21 protein-coding genes are annotated in these 19759 nt (G+C 60.0%); 16 read left to right on the top strand and 5 right to left on the bottom strand.

Annotated features, from left to right (window positions below; translation table 11 throughout):
- The first annotated feature begins 96 nt into the window (after positions 1 to 96).
- Together argJ and BM403_RS13480 are read left to right on the top strand one after the other, a co-directional pair.
- Positions 97 to 1314: a bifunctional glutamate N-acetyltransferase/amino-acid acetyltransferase ArgJ gene (gene argJ / locus BM403_RS13485; RefSeq protein ID WP_015885626.1), complete on the top strand. Its 1218-nt coding sequence runs from the start codon at positions 97 to 99 to the stop codon at positions 1312 to 1314.
- A gap of 20 nt (positions 1315 to 1334) precedes the next feature.
- Positions 1335 to 2279, top strand: coding sequence for a Nudix family hydrolase (locus BM403_RS13480; RefSeq protein ID WP_046035280.1), 945 nt, complete (start codon positions 1335 to 1337; stop codon positions 2277 to 2279).
- Positions 2280 to 2441: 162 nt separating this feature from the next.
- On the opposite strand, the gene BM403_RS13475 is transcribed toward BM403_RS13480, so the two are convergent.
- The 3 genes from BM403_RS13475 to BM403_RS13465 are packed head-to-tail and all read right to left on the bottom strand — an operon-like array spanning position 2442 to position 6023.
- Positions 2442 to 3020 (bottom strand): cob(I)yrinic acid a,c-diamide adenosyltransferase, encoded by a 579-nt coding sequence (locus tag BM403_RS13475; RefSeq protein ID WP_015885624.1) that lies wholly within the window; start codon positions 3018 to 3020, stop codon positions 2442 to 2444.
- A gap of 2 nt (positions 3021 to 3022) precedes the next feature.
- Entirely contained in the window at positions 3023 to 5059 is a 2037-nt protein-coding gene (locus BM403_RS13470; RefSeq protein WP_015885623.1) for a sensor histidine kinase, read from the bottom strand.
- Between the two features lie 46 nt (positions 5060 to 5105).
- A complete protein-coding gene (locus tag BM403_RS13465; RefSeq protein ID WP_093543201.1) occupies positions 5106 to 6023 on the bottom strand; it encodes a putative 2-dehydropantoate 2-reductase in 918 nt (305 codons plus the stop codon).
- Between the two features lie 123 nt (positions 6024 to 6146).
- Between BM403_RS13465 and BM403_RS13460 the strand changes: the two genes are divergently transcribed.
- Positions 6147 to 6632 carry a YajQ family cyclic di-GMP-binding protein gene (locus tag BM403_RS13460; RefSeq protein WP_003209785.1) on the top strand — a complete coding sequence of 162 codons (486 nt, stop codon included), beginning with the start codon at positions 6147 to 6149 and terminating at the stop codon, positions 6630 to 6632.
- A gap of 135 nt (positions 6633 to 6767) precedes the next feature.
- Complete coding sequence (locus tag BM403_RS13455) at positions 6768 to 7610, top strand: mechanosensitive ion channel family protein (protein ID WP_015885621.1); 843 nt, start codon at positions 6768 to 6770, stop codon at positions 7608 to 7610.
- 192 nt (positions 7611 to 7802) lie between these two features.
- Here BM403_RS13455 and BM403_RS13450 read toward each other — a convergent pair whose 3' ends face one another.
- Entirely contained in the window at positions 7803 to 9086 is a 1284-nt protein-coding gene (locus BM403_RS13450; protein WP_093543198.1) for an OprD family porin, read from the bottom strand.
- Positions 9087 to 9958: 872 nt separating this feature from the next.
- Here BM403_RS13450 and BM403_RS13445 point away from each other — a divergent pair.
- Both BM403_RS13445 and BM403_RS13440 read left to right on the top strand, forming a co-directional pair.
- A complete protein-coding gene (locus BM403_RS13445) occupies positions 9959 to 10384 on the top strand; it encodes an HIT domain-containing protein (RefSeq protein WP_093543426.1) in 426 nt (141 codons plus the stop codon).
- 3 nt (positions 10385 to 10387) lie between these two features.
- Positions 10388 to 10594 (top strand): SlyX family protein, encoded by a 207-nt coding sequence (locus BM403_RS13440; RefSeq protein ID WP_015885618.1) that lies wholly within the window; start codon positions 10388 to 10390, stop codon positions 10592 to 10594.
- Positions 10595 to 10664: 70 nt separating this feature from the next.
- Here the strand turns inward: BM403_RS13440 and BM403_RS32365 are convergent, their stop codons facing one another.
- Positions 10665 to 11267: a cold-shock protein gene (locus BM403_RS32365; RefSeq protein WP_025854767.1), complete on the bottom strand. Its 603-nt coding sequence runs from the start codon at positions 11265 to 11267 to the stop codon at positions 10665 to 10667.
- A 413-nt stretch (positions 11268 to 11680) separates the two neighbouring features.
- Here BM403_RS32365 and BM403_RS13430 point away from each other — a divergent pair, with 413 nt between their 5' ends.
- The 10 genes from BM403_RS13430 to tolQ all read left to right on the top strand — a co-directional run bounded on the left by BM403_RS13430 (position 11681) and on the right by tolQ (position 19745).
- Entirely contained in the window at positions 11681 to 12154 is a 474-nt protein-coding gene (locus tag BM403_RS13430) for a Dps family protein (protein ID WP_003193874.1), read from the top strand.
- A 180-nt stretch (positions 12155 to 12334) separates the two neighbouring features.
- Entirely contained in the window at positions 12335 to 12679 is a 345-nt protein-coding gene (locus tag BM403_RS13425) for a ribbon-helix-helix domain-containing protein (protein ID WP_015885615.1), read from the top strand.
- 321 nt (positions 12680 to 13000) lie between these two features.
- Entirely contained in the window at positions 13001 to 13222 is a 222-nt protein-coding gene (locus BM403_RS13420) for an FmdB family zinc ribbon protein (protein ID WP_003193872.1), read from the top strand.
- Positions 13223 to 13329: 107 nt separating this feature from the next.
- Positions 13330 to 15105, top strand: a complete 1776-nt coding sequence (gene aspS / locus BM403_RS13415; protein WP_015885614.1) for an aspartate--tRNA ligase — start codon at positions 13330 to 13332, stop codon at positions 15103 to 15105.
- Positions 15106 to 15255: 150 nt separating this feature from the next.
- Positions 15256 to 16002, top strand: a complete 747-nt coding sequence (locus tag BM403_RS13410) for a YebC/PmpR family DNA-binding transcriptional regulator (RefSeq protein WP_015885613.1) — start codon at positions 15256 to 15258, stop codon at positions 16000 to 16002.
- Between the two features lie 176 nt (positions 16003 to 16178).
- The gene (gene ruvC, locus BM403_RS13405; protein WP_015885612.1) at positions 16179 to 16703 is read left to right on the top strand and encodes a crossover junction endodeoxyribonuclease RuvC; all 525 of its coding nucleotides are present in this window, start codon (positions 16179 to 16181) and stop codon (positions 16701 to 16703) included.
- A 67-nt stretch (positions 16704 to 16770) separates the two neighbouring features.
- The gene (ruvA, locus tag BM403_RS13400; RefSeq protein ID WP_003175802.1) at positions 16771 to 17382 is read left to right on the top strand and encodes a Holliday junction branch migration protein RuvA; all 612 of its coding nucleotides are present in this window, start codon (positions 16771 to 16773) and stop codon (positions 17380 to 17382) included.
- Positions 17383 to 18441, top strand: a complete 1059-nt coding sequence (ruvB, locus tag BM403_RS13395; RefSeq protein ID WP_015885611.1) for a Holliday junction branch migration DNA helicase RuvB — start codon at positions 17383 to 17385, stop codon at positions 18439 to 18441. It begins immediately after the preceding gene.
- Between the two features lie 151 nt (positions 18442 to 18592).
- Complete coding sequence (ybgC, locus tag BM403_RS13390; RefSeq protein ID WP_015885610.1) at positions 18593 to 19048, top strand: tol-pal system-associated acyl-CoA thioesterase; 456 nt, start codon at positions 18593 to 18595, stop codon at positions 19046 to 19048.
- 1 nt (position 19049) lies between these two features.
- Entirely contained in the window at positions 19050 to 19745 is a 696-nt protein-coding gene (tolQ, locus tag BM403_RS13385) for a protein TolQ (protein WP_015885609.1), read from the top strand.
- Positions 19746 to 19759: the final 14 nt, after the last annotated feature.

Below are 19759 nucleotides of genomic sequence, written 5' to 3'. Positions count from 1 at the left end.
GCGCCGCGACCGGCCTCTGCCGTCGCGGCGTTTTGCCATTAATTTCACCGTCGTTCACGACGGCACAGACATCATCTATTTTTAAGGAGCGCATTCATGGCTGTTGGTCTTGGTCCTTTGCCCACGTTGCACCCGGTTGCCGGTTTTGAACTCGGTATCGCTTCGGCCGGCATCAAACGCCCGGGGCGCAAGGATGTGGTGGTGATGCGCTGTGCTGAAGGCTCGACCGTCGCCGGTGTGTTCACCCTCAACGCGTTCTGCGCCGCGCCGGTGATCCTGGCCAAGCAACGCGTGGCCGGCACGATCCGTTACCTGCTGACCAACACCGGCAATGCCAACGCCGGCACCGGCGAGCCGGGCCTGGTGGCCGCCGCGCGCACCTGCGCCAAGCTGGCCCAGTTGACCGGCGTCGACGCTAGCCAAGTGCTGCCGTACTCCACCGGTGTCATCGGTGAGCCGCTGCCGGTGGAAAAAATCGAAGGCGCACTGCAAGCCGCGCTGGACGACCTGTCTGTGGATAACTGGGCCGCCGCCGCCACCGGCATCATGACCACCGACACCCTGCCAAAAGGCGCGAGCCGCCAGTTCGTGCACGATGGCGTGACCGTCACGGTCACCGGCATCAGCAAGGGCGCGGGCATGATCCGCCCGAACATGGCCACCATGCTCGGTTACATCGCCACCGACGCCAAAGTCTCCCGCGATGTGCTGCACAGCCTGATCCTGGACGGCGCCAACAAGTCGTTCAACCGCATCACCATCGATGGCGACACCTCGACCAACGACTGCTGCATGCTGATCGCCACCGGCCAGGCCAACCTGCCGGAAATTACCTCCTCCAGCGGCCCGCTGTTCGCGGCGTTGAAGCAGGCCGTGTTCGAAGTGTGCATGGACGTGGCCCAGGCCATCGTGCGTGACGGCGAGGGCGCGACTAAATTTGTGACGGTTGAAGTCAACGGTGGCGGCAACCATCAGGAATGCCTGGACGTGGGTTACACCGTGGCTCACTCGCCGCTGATCAAGACTGCGCTGTTCGCCTCTGACCCGAACTGGGGCCGTATCCTGGCAGCCGTCGGCCGTGCCGGCGTGCCGGACTTGGACGTGAGCAAGATCGACGTGTTCCTCGGTGATGTGTGCATCGCCAGCCGTGGCGCCCGTGCTGAGACCTACACCGAAGCTCAGGGCTCGGCGGTGATGCAGCAGGAAGAAATCACCATCCGCATCGAGCTGGGTCGCGGCGAGTGCAGCGAAACCATCTGGACCACCGACCTGTCCCACGAGTACGTGAAGATCAACGCGGAATACCGTACCTGACAGCCAAGAGGAAAATCGCGGTGAAACGAGTGCATGTAGCAGCAGCGGTGATCCGCGGTGTCGACGGCAGGATTCTGCTGGCGCGCCGCGCCGATACCCAGCACCAGGGCGGTCTCTGGGAGTTTCCCGGTGGCAAGGTGGAGGCCGATGAATCGGTCGCCAGCGCACTGTCCCGCGAACTGCAGGAAGAGCTGGGTATCCAGGTCACCACGGCACGGCCGCTGATCAAGGTGCAGCATGACTACCCGGACAAGCAGGTGTTGCTGGATGTCTGGGAGGTTTCGGCGTTTACCGGCGAACCGCAGGGTGTCGAAGGACAACCGCTGGAGTGGGTCGCTCCTCGAGACCTGATCAACTATGAGTTTCCGGCGGCCAATGCACCGATCGTTGCGGCGGCGCGCTTGCCTGCCGAGTACCTGATCACGCCAGGCGAGCTGGAAACCCCCGCGTTGTTGCGTGGCATCCAGAAAGCCATCGCGGGTGGCATCAAGCTGGTGCAGCTGCGCGCGCCCAACGGCTACGACCCCAAATACCGCGACCTCGCGGTCGACGCGGTGGGCCTGTGCGCGGGCAAGGCCCAACTGATGCTCAAGGGACCGTTTGAATGGTTGGGGGACTTTCCTGCAGCCGGCTGGCACATGACGGCGGCGCAGCTGCGTAAATACGCGAGTAAGGGCCGCCCACTGCCGAAGGATCGCTGGCTGGCGGCTTCGTGCCACAACGCTGAAGAGCTGGCGTTGGCGCAAATGATGGACGTGGATTTTGTCACGCTGTCGCCGGTGCAGCCGACTCAGACCCATCCTGACGCGCAACCGTTGGGGTGGGCGCAGGCGGCGGAGTTGATCCGTGGGTTCAGCAAGCCGGTGTTCCTGTTGGGCGGGGTAGGACCTGCCGAGCGGGAACAAGCTTGGGAAGCTGGCGCTCAAGGTGTGGCTGGCATTCGCGCGTTCTGGCCGCAAACTTAACGCGGACATGTAGTGAGCGGGCTTGCCCCGCGCTGGGCTGCGAAGCAGCCCCAAAACCAGACGGCGTGTTGTGTCTGAGCCTACGCGGCGGCCTTGTTGGGGCTGCTTTGCAGCCCAGCGCGGGGCAAGCCCGCTCACTACAGGTTTGGCGTTTTTATTGGGTTAGTGGGGCTTCGCTGCTGCCTGCCACAACACTTCGGCTACACCCTGGCGCTTGGCGATTACCCTGGCAGCCACAAAGAGTAAATCCGACAACCGATTGATATACGCCAACCCCACGCCTTCCAGCGGCTCCAGCGCATTCAACTGCTGACACCGACGCTCCGCACTGCGCGCCAGGCTACGGCACACGTGGGCCTGGGCGATCAGCGCCGAGCCACCCGGCAGGATGAAGTTCTCCAGCGGCCCCACTTCTTCATTCCAGCGATCAATCGCCGCTTCCAGCCGATCCACTTCCGCCGCATTCAAGGCTTTGTACTCTGGCATCGCCAGCTCGCCGCCCAGATCGAACAATCGATGCTGGCAAGGCGTCAGTACCTCGATCACGTCCTGCAAGCCCGGATGCTGTCCGCCGAGTGCTTCGAGATAGGCCAGCAGCAAGCCGAGCTGACTGTTCAGCGTATCCACTTCGCCAATGGCTTCCACACGTGGGTGGTCCTTGGGCACGCGGCGGCCGTCGCCCAGGCCGGTTTCGCCCTTGTCGCCGGTGCGCGTGTAGATTTTCGACAGGCGAAAGCCCATGGTCATTGCTCCAGTTGGGTAAGTTCGTAAGGCGGCAGTTGGCTGCCGGCCAGAGGCAAGCGCAAGGTAAAGCAAGTGCCTTGGCCTAGGGTGGAGTGCACTTCCATCTGGCCCTTGTGGTTATTGGTGATGATGAAATACGACACCGACAGCCCAAGCCCGGTGCCCTGGCCGATTTCCTTGGTGGTGAAGAAGGGCTCGAATGTACGTTTGCGCACGTTCTCGCTCATGCCGATGCCATTGTCTTCCACCTGGATCTCCGCCCACGGTGGGTTGAGGCGGGTGCGCAGGATAATGCGCCCCGGCTCGCTGTCGTCTTCGCGCAGGTGGATGGCCTGGGCGGCGTTTTTAAGCAGGTTGAGCAGCACCTGTTCCAGTTCGTTGGCGGTGCCGGGTACCGGGCCCAGCTGCGGGTCGAATTGACGGATGATCGCCTGGCCCTTGAAGTCAAAGCCGATGGCCAGGTCGAAGTCGTTGCCGGCGATTTCCACCGCCTGGTCGATCAGCGCCGGTAAGTCGCACGGTGCCATCTGCCGGTTGCTGCGGCGGCTGAAGCTGAGCATATGGGTGACGATCTTCGCCGCCCGTGCCCCGGCCTGCTGGATACCATCGAGCAGTTGCGGCACTTCACGACTTTGCAGGTAGCGGTTGACGGTTTCCAGCTCGATGCCCGCCTGTTCGGCGTGTTCCAGGTTCTTGGGCAGGTCGGGAGACAACCGGCGGCGGATGTTCTGCACGTTATGCAGGATTGCCCCCAGCGGGTTGTTGATCTCATGGGCCATGCCAGCGGCCAAGCCACCCACGGAGAGCATCTTCTCCGACTGCACCATCATTTCTTCCAGGGACAGCCGTTGAGTGATGTCATCGATACGGATCACCACGCCCCGCCCGGCACCGCCCATCAGTGGGTAGAACGTCAGGGCGTAATGCTTGGGTTCATCGTCCTTGAACCACGTGACACGTTCGATGCGCTCCACGGTGTGTTGCTCGACCGCCGCCCTGATCTGCGGCAGATACGGCTTGAGTGGCAGGAAGGCGAGGTAGATCGGCTGGTTCAGGGCTTCATCCAGTCGCGTACCGGAAAGCGCGCTGGCCTCCTGGTTCCACTGCGTGACGTAGAGCTGTTCATCCAGGGCGATCAGTGCCGAGGGCATCGAGTCGATGATGCTGTTCAGGTAATTCTGGAAGCCGGTGAGTTTTTTCTCGATCTTGCTGCGGACTTGGACTTCCAGTTCCAGCTTGCGGTTGGTGTGGCGTGTCTCTTCGGCCAAGCCTTGGGCCTGATCGTAGGCGGCCTGGGAGTCGTCACGTGCACGCTTGAGCTGCTGCTCGCGGGCTTCGATGCGCGACAGCATGGTGTTGAAGGCTTCTGCCAGGCTGCCGATTTCATCGTGGTTGCCACGACCGGCGCGCAGGGCGTAGTTCTCTTCACGGGTGACTTGGCGCGACAGCTCTTCCAGTTCATGGATCGGCCGGGTGATCAGGCGTTTGATCTGGCGGGCGATGATCAGCCACAGCAACACGCTGAAAATCAGGATGCCCAGGCTGGCGGTCAGCGTGCCGGTGTAGAACGCCACCGGCAGCTCGCTGCTGGCCACCAGCAGCAGATGACCGGACGGCTGGCCCGCACGGGGCAGGGTGATGACCTGGTTGCTGCGAAACTCGGTCACGCGCCACGCTTCGATATGCCGGTAGTTGTCGGGCAGGTGCAGGCGGTCACCGTGTTGCATCTGCGCCAGGCGGTTGCCTTCGCCGTCGTACAGGGCGGCGGCGCGCAAGGGTGAATAGCTGGTCAGCTCATTGAGCAGGGCGTCAGCCTTGGCGGGTGATTCGAGGGCCTCGGCGGCGAGCGCGGGGTTGGACACCAGGCGACCAATGGCCTGCAAGGCCTGGGGGGCCATGCTTTCCTGGGAGATCCAGTAGGCGGCGCTGATAAAGGTCAGGTTGGCCACCAGTAATACAGTGGTCAACAGCACCAGCAGCGCGGCCAGCAATTTCTGCCCGACGGGTAGGTTTTCAAGACGCTGGCGCAGCGGCATCAGGGTTTTCCCAGGTGATAGACAGGCGGGCAGGGTAGCGCGTGGCTCAGTCGCGGGGCAATCTGCGTGCGAGCAGCTGCTCGACCAAGCGTACTTGCAGCTGGTTTAAATGCGGCAGGTTCAGCTGATGACGGGCGGCCGCCTGGCAAGCATAGCCCAATAGGTAGCTGATTTCGGTGCGGCGGCCGGCGGCCACGTCCTGGTACATGGAAGAGTAATTGGCCGCCGTGGCCAGGATCACCCGTTCCACTTCGTGCTGCAGATCCAGCGCGGCGGCGGGCTGGCCGCAGCATTCCAGCAGTTCACCGAGTTCAGCGCACAGGGTGGCGACTTCGCAGTGGTGGGCTTGCAGCTCGCCATTACGGCACTGATACAGCACGGTCAGTGGGTTGATGGCGCAGTTGAGCGCCAGCTTGCGCCACAACCGCGTGAGGATATCGGCGCTCCAATCGTGGGGAATGCCAGCCGCCTGCAAGTCATCCAGCCAGAGTGGCGGGGTAGGGTGGCTCGCGTCCCCCAGCCAGGTGTAGCCATGGCCGGCAAACACCACGCGCCAGTCGCCGTCGCGAAACGCGCCCTCGGTGCTGGAGGCAAAGATGCAACGGGCCTGGGGCATTTGTGCAGCGACCGCGTCCTGGCTGCCGAGGCCGTTCTGCAGCAGGATCAGTTCCGCGTCGGGCGCCAGTCGCCGTTGCAACTGTGCGACGGCGCTTTGGGCGTCGTAGGCCTTGCACGCCACCAGCAGGCGATGAATCGGCTCCGGGCTGTCAGGCGTTTCTGCGATCACCGGGTAGGTCTGTGCTACACCGTGCTCTACCAAGGTCAGACCCTGGGTGGTCTGGTAGTTGGCCAGACGCGCCTCATCACGCAGGATCAACCTGACAGGGACGCCCGCGCGCGCCAGGCGCGTGGCCCAGAGTGTGCCCAGGCTGCCGGCGCCGAGAATATGCCAGGTGGTCGACATCAGTTTGTGCTCCGTGGGGTCGCTCACAGTGAATGGGGCGAAAGAACCGCTATAATGCCCCGGCATTTTAGCTCGGGCGCGCTCCATCTCTACTGAGCCCGCCCCTTATATTGGAGAAATGACATGCCTTCGTTCGACGTGGTATCCGAACTGGACAAACACGAAGTCACCAACGCCGTCGAGAACGCCGTCAAGGAACTGGACCGTCGCTATGACTTGAAAGGCAAGGGCAGCTTCGAATTCAAGGAAAAGGAACTGACCGTCAACCTGACCGCTGAAGCCGATTTCCAGCTGGAAGCGATGATCGAGATCCTCAAGCTGTCGCTGGTCAAGCGCAAGATCGACGCGCAGTGCCTTGAAATCAAGGACGCCTACGCCTCCGGCAAGCTGATGAAGCAGGAAGCCGTGCTCAAGGAAGGTATCGACAAGGAGCTGGCGAAGAAGATCGTTGCCCACGTCAAGGATGCCAAGCTCAAAGTCCAGGCCGCCATCCAGGGTGAGCAGGTGCGTATCACGGGCAAGAAACGTGACGACCTGCAAGAGGCCATTGCGGCATTGCGCGCCAAGACGTTCGACATGCCGCTGCAGTTCAATAACTTCCGCGACTGATGGCACATTGGGGAACCAGCGGGCGTTTTTGACGTCCCACGCCCCAGCACCTGCTCCCACGATTGAGCCCTACGGGGCTCAATTGCATTTATGGCCACTCAATACACCGAACATCCGGTAAACAGGAGAATGTAGATGGATTTGAACGCTGAAATGGATCACCTGATCAAGACCTCAGAATCGTGGCTCCCGATGATCATGGAATACGGCAGCCGGTTTTTGCTGGCCATGGTCACCCTGGTCATCGGTTGGTGGCTGATCAACGTGTTGACCCACCGGGTAGGGCGCTTGCTTGCACTGCGTAATGCCGACATGGCGCTGCAACATTTCATTACCAGACTTGCGAACATTGCGCTCAAGATCATGCTGGTGGTCAACGTGGCTTCGATGATCGGTGTGGCAACCACCTCGTTCATTGCGGCGATCGGTGCCGCCACCCTGGCCATCGGCATGGCATTGCAAGGCAGCCTGGCGAACTTCGCCGGTGGCGTGCTGATTCTGTTGTTCCGCCCGTTCCGCCTTGGTGACTGGATCGAAGCCCAGGGCACCTCGGGTACCGTCGATAGCATCCAGATCTTCCACACCGTGCTGCGTACCGGCGACAACAAGACCGTGATCGTGCCGAACGGCATCCTGTCCAACGGCATCATCACCAACACCAACCGCCAGCCGACCCGCAAGGTGGTGTTTGACGTAGGTGTGGACTACGAGGCCGACCTGCAGAAAGCCCGTGAGGTGTTGCTGGAACTGTCGAAAGACCCGCGTGTGTTGGCAGACCCGGCCGCTGTGGCAGTGGTGTCGACCTTGGGCGACAGTTCGATCACCGTATCCCTGCGTTGCTGGACCAAGACGTCGGATTATTGGGACGTGGTGTTTATGCTGAACGAACTTGCACGTGATCGTTTAAAAGAGGCGGGGATTGATATTCCATTTCCGCAGCGGGTTATTCGTGTGATGCAGGAAACAGTCGCCAAGTAGCGTGAGCCAATAGTCTTGAACTTGGCCGTCAGGTCAGGTTCGAGGTGCAAGTGTCAATCTCGTTAGCTAGCTTGCTAGTTATTCCCGTGCTGAAACATTACAGCCATAAAAAAGCCGCTCCCTTGTTTAACAAGGGAGCGGCTTTTTATTTCAGGCCGAGGCCTCAAGTCATCGTTGTAATCAAACCTTCAATTACAAGATGTTCAGCGGGTAGTTCGCGATCAGACGCAGTTCGTCGATCGAAGGCGAACCGTAGTACACGCCATCGCCGGAGCGATAAGTGGCTTGACGCAGACGCAGGCTCAGGTTTTTCGCTGGGCCGCTCTGTACCACGTACTTGGCTTCGATGTCGCGTTCCCACTCTTTACCGTTCGACGTGGTGGCAGTGTTGGCGCCGCTACCGGTGACATAACGAGTCATGAAGCTAAGACCAGGAATGCCAAAGGTCGCCATGTTGATATCGTAGCGAGCTTGGTAGGACTTCTCGCCTTCGGCGTTGAAGTCGGAACGGGCAACGGAGTTGGCCAGGAACACGCTACCGCCGCCGTCTACGCCGTAGCCGTAGTCGCCGTCGCCGGTGACTTTCTGGGCTGCCAGGGTGAAGGTGTGAGCGCCGATGGTGTAAGCGCCCTGCAAGCTGAACGCGCGGTTGTCGAGCTTGGTGGTGCCATCTTTCTCTGCGCGTTGCAGGCCGGCACCTTCGCTCTTGGTGTCGTAGATGTTGAAGTCCAGGGCGAAGGACTGATCGTCGCTCAGCGCGTGGGTCCAGTTCAGGTTGCTGTAGTACTTACGGAAGTAATCTTCGGTCTTCGCGTAGTACAGGCTACCGGTGAACTCAGGCGTAAAGGAGTACACACCACCGACAAAGTCGGTTTTGGTCAGGCCCAGGCTGTCATGGTAGGTCTGGTTTTGCGCGACGCTGGAGGTGAAGTGACCGCCTTCCAGCTTCAGGCCCTTGATCTCGTTACTGGTGATCGAGATACCTTGTGGCAGCTCTGGCAGCAGGCGGCTATCGTCAGAAGCGAACACAGGAGCCGTGGTGTACTGGTCACCGATTTTCAGGACCGTATTGGAGATACGGAACTTAACGGCACCGCCGCCTTTGGAGTAGTCATCCTGCGAACGACCGTCGGAACCGGTTGGGAACAGACCGGTACCGGCGCGACCCTTGCCGCTGTCGAGCTTGACGCCCAACAGGCCGATCACGTCAACACCGACACCGATGGTGCCTTGGGTGAAGCCCGATTCGTATAGGGCGTTGAAGCCCAGGCCGGTTTCTTCTGCACGGCTCTTCGTGCCCGGGCCCGACGGGTTGTTACGGAAGTCGCGGCTGAAATACAGAGCGCGGGTATTAATGCTGAAAGTACTGTCTTCAACAAAGCCCTTGGAATCGTCCTGAGAGGACGCCGTTGCCAACTGTGAGGTGCCTGCTGCCGAGACAGCCAGGGCGATCATGCTCCACTTCATCACGCGCATCGTGATTTGCTCCTTTGGTTTTAGGAAGAGTACTGCCGTCCCACCTGTATTTTTGTCTGGGCGGCTCTTTCTTTTTGTGTCGGCGCAAAGTTATATCACGCTGACAATATTGGCGATACTTGCCCAACTTTCCTTTCAGCTTCTTTACGAGCTTGTCGTAGATTGCTATATCCATGTCGCAAATTCACAGCCTCACTGTAACGAGGCTGACAACTTCAATACTGTTTCTAAACCGTTAAAAGAGCGTAAAAAACGTGACTTTAAAAGTTTGAAATCGTCCTTGGCGCGCATTGAACCGCTGTTGTTTTCATCGCGAAACACCTGATTCCCTTCTGGTGCCGTTGCCGACGATAAGAGGATGAATGCAGCAAGCGTGCCCAAACCGCAAACCGAATGTCATTTTTTCGTGAAAAACGTCGTCGCTCCGTGAAAACCGCATAAGCACGGGGTTTTTACGCCGATTGGTTTGGCCCGGACGCCCATGCTCCGCATCGGTGTAGAGGTGCGCACATCCTGAATCTGGAGAAAACGTTACCCATTCACCCCAGTCGGTGGGTAGACGACGGATCTCTTTGAGGCATAAATGGGTCATTTTGGTGCAGGCCCCCAGATATCGCTTGATTGCGGTGATGGCTCAATGCCTTGTTTCTTGAGGCCTCTGTGTCGCGGGTCTCGCCATAATCTTTTGATCAGTGTTTGGCCAATCGCAGCAGGATTGGTCATTGAGCGTAGTCGAAATATTCGCCTGTCTCTAAATGGTGCACTTTTTTTCATTGCGCCATGTTCATGCGCGCAGGCGCTGGCGTGAAGCGTGGGCGATTCGCAGGTATGCTGGGGGCCTTGAACCTGACCTGCCGAACGGAGTGCCTGCGGTGTTCGCTTTAGATCAACGCCTTCAACAAGACACGCTGGTCATGGGGGATTTCCCCCTGTGCCGCCTGCTGCTGTCCAATGACTCGAACTACCCTTGGTTCATTCTGGTGCCGCGTATCAACGCTATCAGCGAAGTGTTTCAGCTGGATGTCGCCGATCAGCAGCGGTTGTGGCAAGAGACGACGGCCCTGGCCCAGTCGCTGAATGACGGTTTCTGCGCCGACAAAATGAACATCGGCGCCCTGGGCAATGTGGTCAGCCAGCTGCACGTGCATGTGATCGTGCGCAAGCGTGACGATGCCGCCTGGCCGGCGCCGGTATGGGGCAAACATCCGGCGCAGCCTTACACCGATGCGCAAGTGGCAGCCATCCGCGGCCGTCTGCGCGAGTTGTTGCCCGCCGACTTCATCTTTACCCAGGGTTGAATCATGGATCTGCAAGACCGCGTCACCGACCTGGAAAGCCGCCTGGCCTTCCAGGACGACACCATCGAGACCCTCAATGACATCCTCGTCACCCAGCAGCGTGCTGTCGAGCGCCTGCAATTGCAGATGACCGCGCTACTTAAACGCCAGGAAGAAATGGGCGGCCAATTCGAAACCTCCGAAGAAGAAGCGCCGCCGCCTCATTATTAACAGGCGCGCATAAAAAAACCGCGACCCAGCCAAGCTGGATCGCGGTTTTTTTTTGCTGCGAGCGCGGGTATCAGCGACGCGGCAGTGCAGCGATCACGTCTTCGGCCTGCAGGCCTTTGTCGCGATTCATGACGGAGAATTCCACGCGCTGGCCTTCCACCAGGACGCGATGACCTTCGCCGCGAATGGCCCGGAAGTGGACGAAAATGTCGTCGCCCGAATCACGGGAAATAAAGCCGAAGCCTTTGGAGGTGTTGAACCACTTGACGGTACCGGTATCCCGATTGGTCATGTCGTAGGTTTGCGACGAGGCCGCAGGGGAGGAACGGTAGAAGCTGATGGCCAGGTGAAGAACGATGGCGACCACAGCAATCACCAGGCTGAGCAGGATGGCCGGGTGGCCGCCGACTTCAGGCATAGGTGCCAGGAGGGTGAGGGTTTGTACGACCACGGTCAGTACCAGCAGCGCGCTGACCAGGTTTTGCAGTTGATGACGTGTGCCTTTGTTCCAGTAAGGGATCACCGGTGCCAGCGTCAGGTTAAGAAGGCCGAACAAGGCCAGGTACAGAGCGTCGTGTTGTTCCAGGTAGGGAGGGCTTCCCTGTTGCAAGCTCGGTATAAAGGACAGCAGCAACGCTGCAACGCCCGTTAGCAGGTGGACGATTTTCAACATTTTGATTAACTCACTTTAAGACGGATCACGAGGAAGAGCTGACTGGCACGGTTCGCTTCTGAACAATGGGAGGCGTTGGGCACGTGCGCGGGGTATCAGCCTATGCCGCTGCCGCAGAAAGTAACGGCGACGACACGCCGCCTATTTAACAGCAAAGGCTGTGCCTACTCAAATCAAGCATTTCGGGGTGTTGCAAGGATGACGGCATTTCTGTGTCAAACGCTTGTCCTAGACACGTGCAGGCTTTTCAAACGGGTTGCAGGGATATTTCCTACTTGGGCCAGAGGCCCGGCCGCACCGTTTGAATGGCCACGCCGGGGCGAATTGCCGCGCCGGGCTGCGCATCACCGGCACTCTTGCTAGAGTGGTCCTGCACCTGATCAATGAATGCTTGTCAATTGAAGGGGATAAACATGGCAATCGATATCGGTATCAGTGAAGAAGATCGTAAATCCATCGTCGACGGGCTTTCACGGCTGCTTTCCGATACCTATGTACTGTATCTGAAGACCCACAACTTCCATTGGAACGTCACGGGCCCCATGTTCCGTACGCTGCACTTGATGTTCGAGGAGCAGTACAACGAGCTGGCGCTGGCAGTGGACTCCATTGCCGAGCGTATCCGTGCCCTGGGTTTCCCGGCACCGGGTGCCTATTCCATCTATGCCCGTCTGTCTTCCATCAAGGAAGAAGAAGGTGTGCCCAGCGCAGAAGAGATGATCAAGCAGTTGGTGGCAGGCCAGGAAGCGGTCACTCGCACCGCACGTGGCATCTTCCCGCTGCTCGACAAGGTCAGCGATGAGCCGACGGCCGACCTGCTGACCCAGCGTATGCAGGTTCACGAGAAAACCGCGTGGATGCTGCGCTCCCTGCTCGAAAATCAGTAAACACCTGCCCTGAGTGGCGCCTTCCTGGCGCCGCTCGCTTGTTTCCGCGCGTTTCCTGGCGTTGTCCTACGTCTATCAACTCCCCGTCTTCTGGCTGCCTGCCTCTGCCTGCGGTTTTATAAGGCCATCGCCCAATGGGACAACCCATGGGCTGCTGTTTGGCAATGGAGTGTCAGGTGTATGTCACGCGGAGTGGGTAATGGAGTGATGGAAACCGGTGGTTTTCATAGGATAAAGATCGACCCTTTTGCGAAAGGGTTCGATATGGGGCTGGCCAAGCCATTGTCCCGGTCGGTAAGGCTCAACGGGTTTTCCACGTGCCTGCGATTGGAGCAGATCTACTGGAATATCCTCACGGAGATAGCCAGGATCAACGCCTGTTCAGTCAGTGCGTTGCTGTCCTATGTCGACCGGGAAGTGCACTTGCGTTATGGCGGTGTGAAAAACTTCAGTGGGTTGGTCAGGGTGGTCTGTGTGGTTCACGCCTTGAAAGGGGGTGTTGAACCGTCCTGTTCACCGGAATAGTGCATTGAGCACCGGCGCCGGCCCTTGTAGTGAGCGGGCTTGCCCCGCGCTGGGCTGCGTAGCGGCCCCAAACCAGGCGACCCAGGCCTATCCTGGACCTCGGGTGTCCTTATTGGGGTGGCTTCATTGGCGCGGCTTCGCCACCCAGCGCGGGGCAAGCCCGCTCACCACAAGGTCGTACGCTGAGATGGGCAAGGCTCCGGCAGAAAGCCGGCTGCGCTGCCTCGATTTACCAGATATAATCCCGCGCTTTGCTACGCATGCTGCGGAACCCGTAGGGCAGGCGTGGCGCAGTAACGATCTGATCGCCGAGACATCTCCATGCCCATGTACGACTATCAATGTGCTTCCTGTGGTCATCAGTTGGAAGCCATTCAGAAGATCAGCGCCGCGCCGCTGGTCGATTGCCCTGCCTGCCAGGCACCGGAGCTCAAGAAGATGTTGTCCATGCCGGGCTTCCGCCTGAGCGGCAGCGGCTGGTATGAGACCGACTTCAAGACCGGCGCCAAGAAGAACCTCGCCGGCGGCGACAAAGCAGACTGAGTTGAACTCTACGCGCAGGCTCCTGCATTATCCGTCCCCTGCTTTAATGTACGGTGACGAGGCAGGCCTCCACCGAATTTCGAATTACGAGAAGTGAAACCACTACCATGATGCGCAGCCATTATTGCGGCCAACTGAACGAGACCCTGGAAGGTCAGGAAATCACCCTTTGCGGATGGGTTCACCGTCGCCGCGACCACGGCGGGGTGATCTTCCTCGATATCCGTGATCGTGATGGTCTGGCCCAAGTGGTGTTCGACCCTGACCGCGCCGAGAGCTTCGCCGCCGCTGACCGCGTGCGCAGCGAGTACGTCGTGAAGATCACCGGTAAGGTTCGCCTGCGTCCGGCGGGTGCCGTGAACAAGAACATGGCGTCCGGCGGCATCGAAGTGCTGGGTTACGAGTTGGAAGTGCTGAACGAATCGGAAACCCCGCCGTTCCCACTCAACGAATACTCCGACGTGGGCGAAGAAACCCGCCTGCGCTATCGCTTCCTGGACCTGCGTCGTCCGGAAATGGCCGAGAAGCTGCGCCTGCGTTCGCGCATGACTACCAGCATCCGTCGTTTCCTCGACGAGAACGGCTTCCTGGATGTCGAAACCCCGATCCTGACCCGGGCCACCCCGGAAGGCGCGCGTGACTACCTGGTGCCTAGCCGTACCCACGCCGGTTCTTTCTTTGCTCTGCCGCAATCGCCGCAACTGTTCAAGCAATTGCTGATGGTGGCCGGCTTCGACCGTTACTACCAGATCGCCAAGTGCTTCCGCGATGAAGACCTGCGCGCCGACCGCCAGCCGGAATTCACCCAGATCGACATCGAGACCAGTTTCCTCGATGAAAAAGAGATCATGGGCCTCACCGAACAAATGATCCGCAACCTGTTCAAGGAAGTGCTGGACCTGGAGTTCGGCGACTTCCCGCACATGACCTTCGAAGAAGCCATGCGCCGCTACGGTTCCGATAAGCCAGACCTGCGTAACCCGCTGGAACTGGTGGACGTGGCCGACCAGCTCAAGGACGTCGACTTCAAGGTGTTCAGCGGCCCGGCCAACGACCCGAAATGCCGCATCGCCGCCCTGCGCGTGCCTGGCGGCGCGAGCATGCCGCGCAAGCAGATCGACGACTACACCAAGTTCGTCGGCATCTACGGTGCCAAGGGCCTGGCGTACATCAAGGTCAACGAGCGCGCCAACGGTGTTGACGGCCTGCAATCGCCGATCGTGAAAAACATTCCGCTGGACAACCTGAACGCGATCCTCGACCGCGTCGGTGCAGTCGACGGTGACATCGTGTTCTTTGGCGCCGACAAGGCCAAGATCGTCAGCGAAGCCTTGGGCGCGCTGCGGATCAAGCTGGGTCACGACCTGAACCTGCTGACCTGCGAATGGGCCCCGATGTGGGTCGTTGACTTCCCGATGTTCGAAGAGAACGACGACGGCAGCTTCAGCGCCTTGCACCACCCGTTCACCGCGCCGAAGTGCTCGCCGGCCGAGCTGGAAGCCAACCCGGCCGGCGCCCTGTCCCGCGCCTACGACATGGTGCTCAACGGCACCGAGCTGGGTGGCGGTTCGATCCGTATCCACCGCAAAGAGATGCAGCAAGCGGTCTTCCGCCTGTTGGGCATCAACGAAGCGGAACAGGAAGAGAAGTTCGGCTTCCTGCTCGACGCCCTGAAATACGGCGCGCCGCCGCACGGTGGCTTGGCGTTCGGCTTGGACCGCCTGGTGATGTTGATGACCGGCGCCCAGTCGATCCGTGAAGTGATTGCCTTCCCGAAAACCCAGAGCGCTGCGGACGTCATGACCCAGGCTCCGGGTGTGGTGGATGCCAAGGCGCTGCGCGAGCTGCACATCCGCCTGCGCGAGACGCCGAAGGCTGAGTAAGGCTGCTGCGTGAAAGCGCACTGAGGTTTACGCAGTCTAAAAAGGCGCATCTTCGGATGCGCCTTTGCGTTACAAGGGTTGTGTTTTAAAGAGAGAAGTCCTGCCTGGGGCGGGATTGATAAGGTTTCTACAGAATTTCGGAGTTGTGTTATGGCTGGCCATTCCAAGTGGGCGAACATCAAGCACCGCAAAGAGCGTCAGGATGCCAAGAAAGGCAAGATCTTCACCAAGTGGATCCGCGAACTGACCGTCGCCGCGCGCCAAGGTGGGGGTGACCCAGGCTCCAACCCGCGTCTGCGCCTGGCGCTGGACAAGGCCCTTGGCGCCAACATGAGCCGCGACATCATTGATCGCGCCGTGGCCCGTGGCGCCGGTGCCGCCGACACCGACGACATGGTCGAACTGACCTACGAAGGCTACGGCCCGGGCGGGGTGGCGGTGATGGTCGAGTGCATGACCGACAACCGTAACCGCACCGCGGCAGCCGTGCGCCATGCGTTCAGCAAGTGCGGCGGTAACCTCGGTACTGATGGCTCGGTGGCCTACTTGTTCGAGCGCAAGGGGCAGATCTCCTTCGCGCCGGGCACGGATGAGGATGCACTGATGGAAGCCGCAATGGAGGCCGATGCCGACGACGTGGTGACCAATGAAGACGGCTCCATTGATGTATTCACGTCGTTTGCTGGGTTCTATGCCGTGCGCAATGCGTTGGAAGCCGCCGGTTTCAAGGGCACCGATGCAGAAATCGTCATGCTGCCGACCACCAGTGCCGAACTGGACCTGGACGGCGCGCAGAAAGTGCTGAAGATGCTGGACATGCTTGAAGACCTGGATGATGTGCAGAACGTGTATTCCAACGCCGACATCCCAGAGTCAGTAGCCGAACAACTCGCTTAAGCATGATGAAATCCAGTGTGGAAGCGGGCTTTTGTGGCGAGGGAGCTTGCTCCCGCTGGGGTGCGACGCGCCCCCAAAAACCTGCGCCTGCTACGCAGTCGAGCGGGAGCAAGCGCCCTCGCCACAAAAGCAGCTTCCACATTGGATCTATGTGTTTCCACAAAACTGCAGGCGTTATGACTTTAATCCTAGGTATCGACCCCGGTTCGCGCATCACCGGTTTTGGCGTGGTGCAACAGACCCCGCGCGGCTGTGTCTACGTCGCCTCGGGCTGCATCCGCACGGGTGCGGGCGAACTGGCCGAGCGCCTGCAGATCGTCTATCGCGGCGTGCGTGAAGTGATCCAGACGTACGGGCCGGTCACTATGGGCATCGAAAAGGTGTTTATGGCGAAGAACGCGGACTCCGCCCTGAAGCTGGGCCAGGCCCGTGGTGCCGCCATCGTTGCCGGCGCCGAAGAGGGCATGGAAATCGCCGAATACACTGCGACCCAGGTCAAGCAGGCCGTGGTTGGCACCGGTGCCGCCAACAAAGAGCAAGTGCAGATGATGGTCATGCACATGCTCAAGCTCACCTCAAAACCGCAGATCGATGCGTCCGACGCCCTGGCCATTGCCATTTGCCATGCGCACACCCGCTCCAGCCTGCTGCCGCATGGCCTGGGGGCGGCACGCAGTCGTGGCGGGCGCCTGCGTCTCTGATAGCATCAGCGCAATCGTTATTTCCGGTCAGGCCTTGATCTGACCCCAAGCTTTAAGGATCTGAACCGTGATTGGACGTTTGCGCGGCACCCTGGCTGAGAAACAGCCGCCGCACCTGATTCTGGATGTGAACGGGCTGGGGTATGAGCTGGAAGTGCCCATGACCACCCTGTATCGCCTACCGTCGGTCGGTGAGCCGATAACGCTGCACACGCACCTAGTGGTGCGCGAAGATGCGCAACTCCTCTATGGTTTCATTGGCAAGCGCGACCGCGACTTCTTCCGCGAGCTGATCCGCCTCAATGGCGTGGGCCCGAAATTGGCGCTGGCGTTGATGTCGAGCCTGGAAGTCGATGAGCTGGTGCGTGCCGTTTCGGCCCAGGACACTTCGGCGCTGACCAAGGTGCCGGGCGTCGGCAAGAAGACCGCCGAGCGCCTGCTGGTGGAGCTCAAGGACCGTTTCAAGGCATGGGAAGTTGTGCCAAGCATGTTTGCCCTGGTGCCGAATCAGCCAGATATGCCGGCGGGCCAAGTGGCCAGTGCCGAAAGCGATGCGGTCAGCGCGCTGATATCCCTGGGCTACAAGCCGCAGGAAGCCAGCAAGGCCGTGTCGGCCATCAAGGACAAGAACCTGAGCAGTGAAGACATGATCCGCCGCGCCCTGAAGGGAATGATTTAAGTGATTGAAGCAGATCGTCTGATTGCGGCCACCGGCCCGCGAGACCGTGAAGAGGTCCAGGACCGGGCCATTCGCCCCCTGAGCCTGGCCGACTACATCGGCCAGCCCACCGTGCGCGAGCAGATGGAACTGTTTATCCAGGCTGCCCGGGGGCGCAGTGAGTCCCTGGACCACACGCTGATCTTCGGCCCGCCGGGTTTGGGTAAAACCACGCTGGCCAACATTATTGCCCAGGAAATGGGCGTGTCGATCAAGTCCACCTCGGGTCCGGTGTTGGAGCGTCCGGGTGACCTGGCAGCGCTGCTGACCAACCTTGAGCCGCATGACGTGCTGTTTATCGACGAGATCCACCGGCTTTCGCCGATCGTCGAAGAAGTGTTGTACCCGGCCATGGAAGACTTCCAGCTCGACATCATGATCGGCGAAGGCCCTGCGGCCCGTTCGATCAAGCTCGACCTGCCGCCATTCACCTTGGTAGGCGCGACCACCCGTGCCGGCATGCTGACCAACCCGCTGCGAGACCGTTTCGGTATTGTTCAACGTCTAGAGTTCTATAGCACCGCGGACCTGGCGACGATCGTCAGCCGTTCGGCGGGCATCCTGGGTTTACCGCTGGACCCGGAAGGCGCGTTTGAAATCGCCCGTCGGGCCCGTGGCACGCCGCGGATCGCCAACCGTTTGCTGCGTCGCGTGCGGGACTTTGCCGAAGTGCGTGCCAAGGGGCATATCACCAAGGCCGTGGCCGACCTGGCCTTGAACCTGCTGGACGTGGATGAGCATGGCTTCGATCACCAGGATCGGCGTCTACTCTTGACCATGATCGAGAAGTTCGACGGTGGCCCGGTGGGTGTCGACAGCCTGGCGGCGGCCATCAGCGAAGAGCGCCACACCATTGAAGACGTGCTGGAGCCGTACCTGATCCAGCAGGGCTACATCATGCGCACGCCAAGGGGGCGGGTGGTGACGCGGCACGCCTATCTGCACTTTGGGTTAAACATTCCGTCACGATTGGGCGAGATGCCTGTAGTAGACGAATTCCTCGATGCAGTGGACGATTAAAAGCTTCACGCCAGACGATTTATCCGAGGTTTGTGCTGTCCTAGTGGCTGGTGTCGTCTTTCAGTCAGTAGAAATATTCTTCAGGATGAAGAGTGATAATGAAAAAACAGTTGCGGGCCGGATTGGCAACCTGAGGAGTAAGCACTAGAGTATGCGCGCGCAAAACGGGGATCAGTCGTTCGCACATCGCTGTCGCGTTTATTACGAGGACACCGATGCCGGCGGCATCGTGTATTACGTCAATTACCTCAAGTTCATGGAGCGGGCTCGAACCGAGCGGCTACGGGAGCTGGGCTTTGCCCAATCCCAGCTGGCAGGGGAGGACCTGTTGTTCGTCGTGCACTCCAGCGAGGCGCGGTATCACGCGCCGGCGCGGCTGGACGACGAGCTGTTGGTCAGCGCTGAAGTAATCGAATTGAACCGTGTCAGCCTGCGTTTCAAGCAGCAGGTCAGGCGGGCAACGGATGCAACGCTGCTCTGTGAGGGGCAGTTCCTGGTGGCCTGTGTGCGCACCAATAGTTTGAAACCCCGGGCCATTCCCGAAGCTCTACGTGCGGCCTTTGCCGACGTAAGCGGCGCGGGTAAACAATCAAAGCAGGAGATTTAGCGTGGAACCTACCGTCGTCGACCATTCCTCCATGTGGAGCCTGGTCAGCAATGCCAGTGTTGTGGTTCAACTGGTCATGCTGACCCTGGTAGCCGCATCGGTTACCTCTTGGGTCATGATTTTTCAGCGCAGCAACCTGCTGCGTGCCGGTCGACGTGCCCTGGAGAGCTTTGAAGAGCGCTTCTGGTCGGGTATCGACCTGTCCAAGCTGTACCGCCAGGCCGGCAGCAACCCGGACCCTGATTCGGGCGTAGAGCAGATCTTCCGTGCCGGCTTCAAGGAATTCTCCCGTCTGCGCCAGCAGCCAGGCGTTGACCCTGAAGCGGTCATGGAAGGCGTGGCCCGCGCCATGCGCGTCGCCATTTCCCGCGAAGAAGAAAAGCTTGAGCAAAGCCTGCCGTTCCTCGCCACCGTAGGTTCCGTCAGCCCGTACATTGGTCTGTTCGGTACCGTCTGGGGGATCATGAACTCCTTCCGCGGCCTGGCTCAGGCCCAGCAAGCGACCCTGGCCACCGTGGCCCCGGGTATCGCCGAAGCCCTGATCGCTACGGCGATCGGCTTGTTTGCCGCTATCCCCGCAGTAATCGCCTACAACCGCTTCGCTGCCACCAGCGAAACGTTGATCGGCCGTTACTACACCTTCGCCGATGAGTTCCAGGCGATCCTGCACCGTAAAGTGCACACCAGCGAAGAATAAGCAGGTAATTCCCA

This window comes from Pseudomonas sp. OV546, from assembly GCF_900116845.1.
Lineage (GTDB): Bacteria > Pseudomonadota > Gammaproteobacteria > Pseudomonadales > Pseudomonadaceae > Aquipseudomonas > Aquipseudomonas petroselini.
Note: the sequence above shows the minus strand (reverse complement) of the source record. Positions and strands in the feature narration are given on the sequence as shown.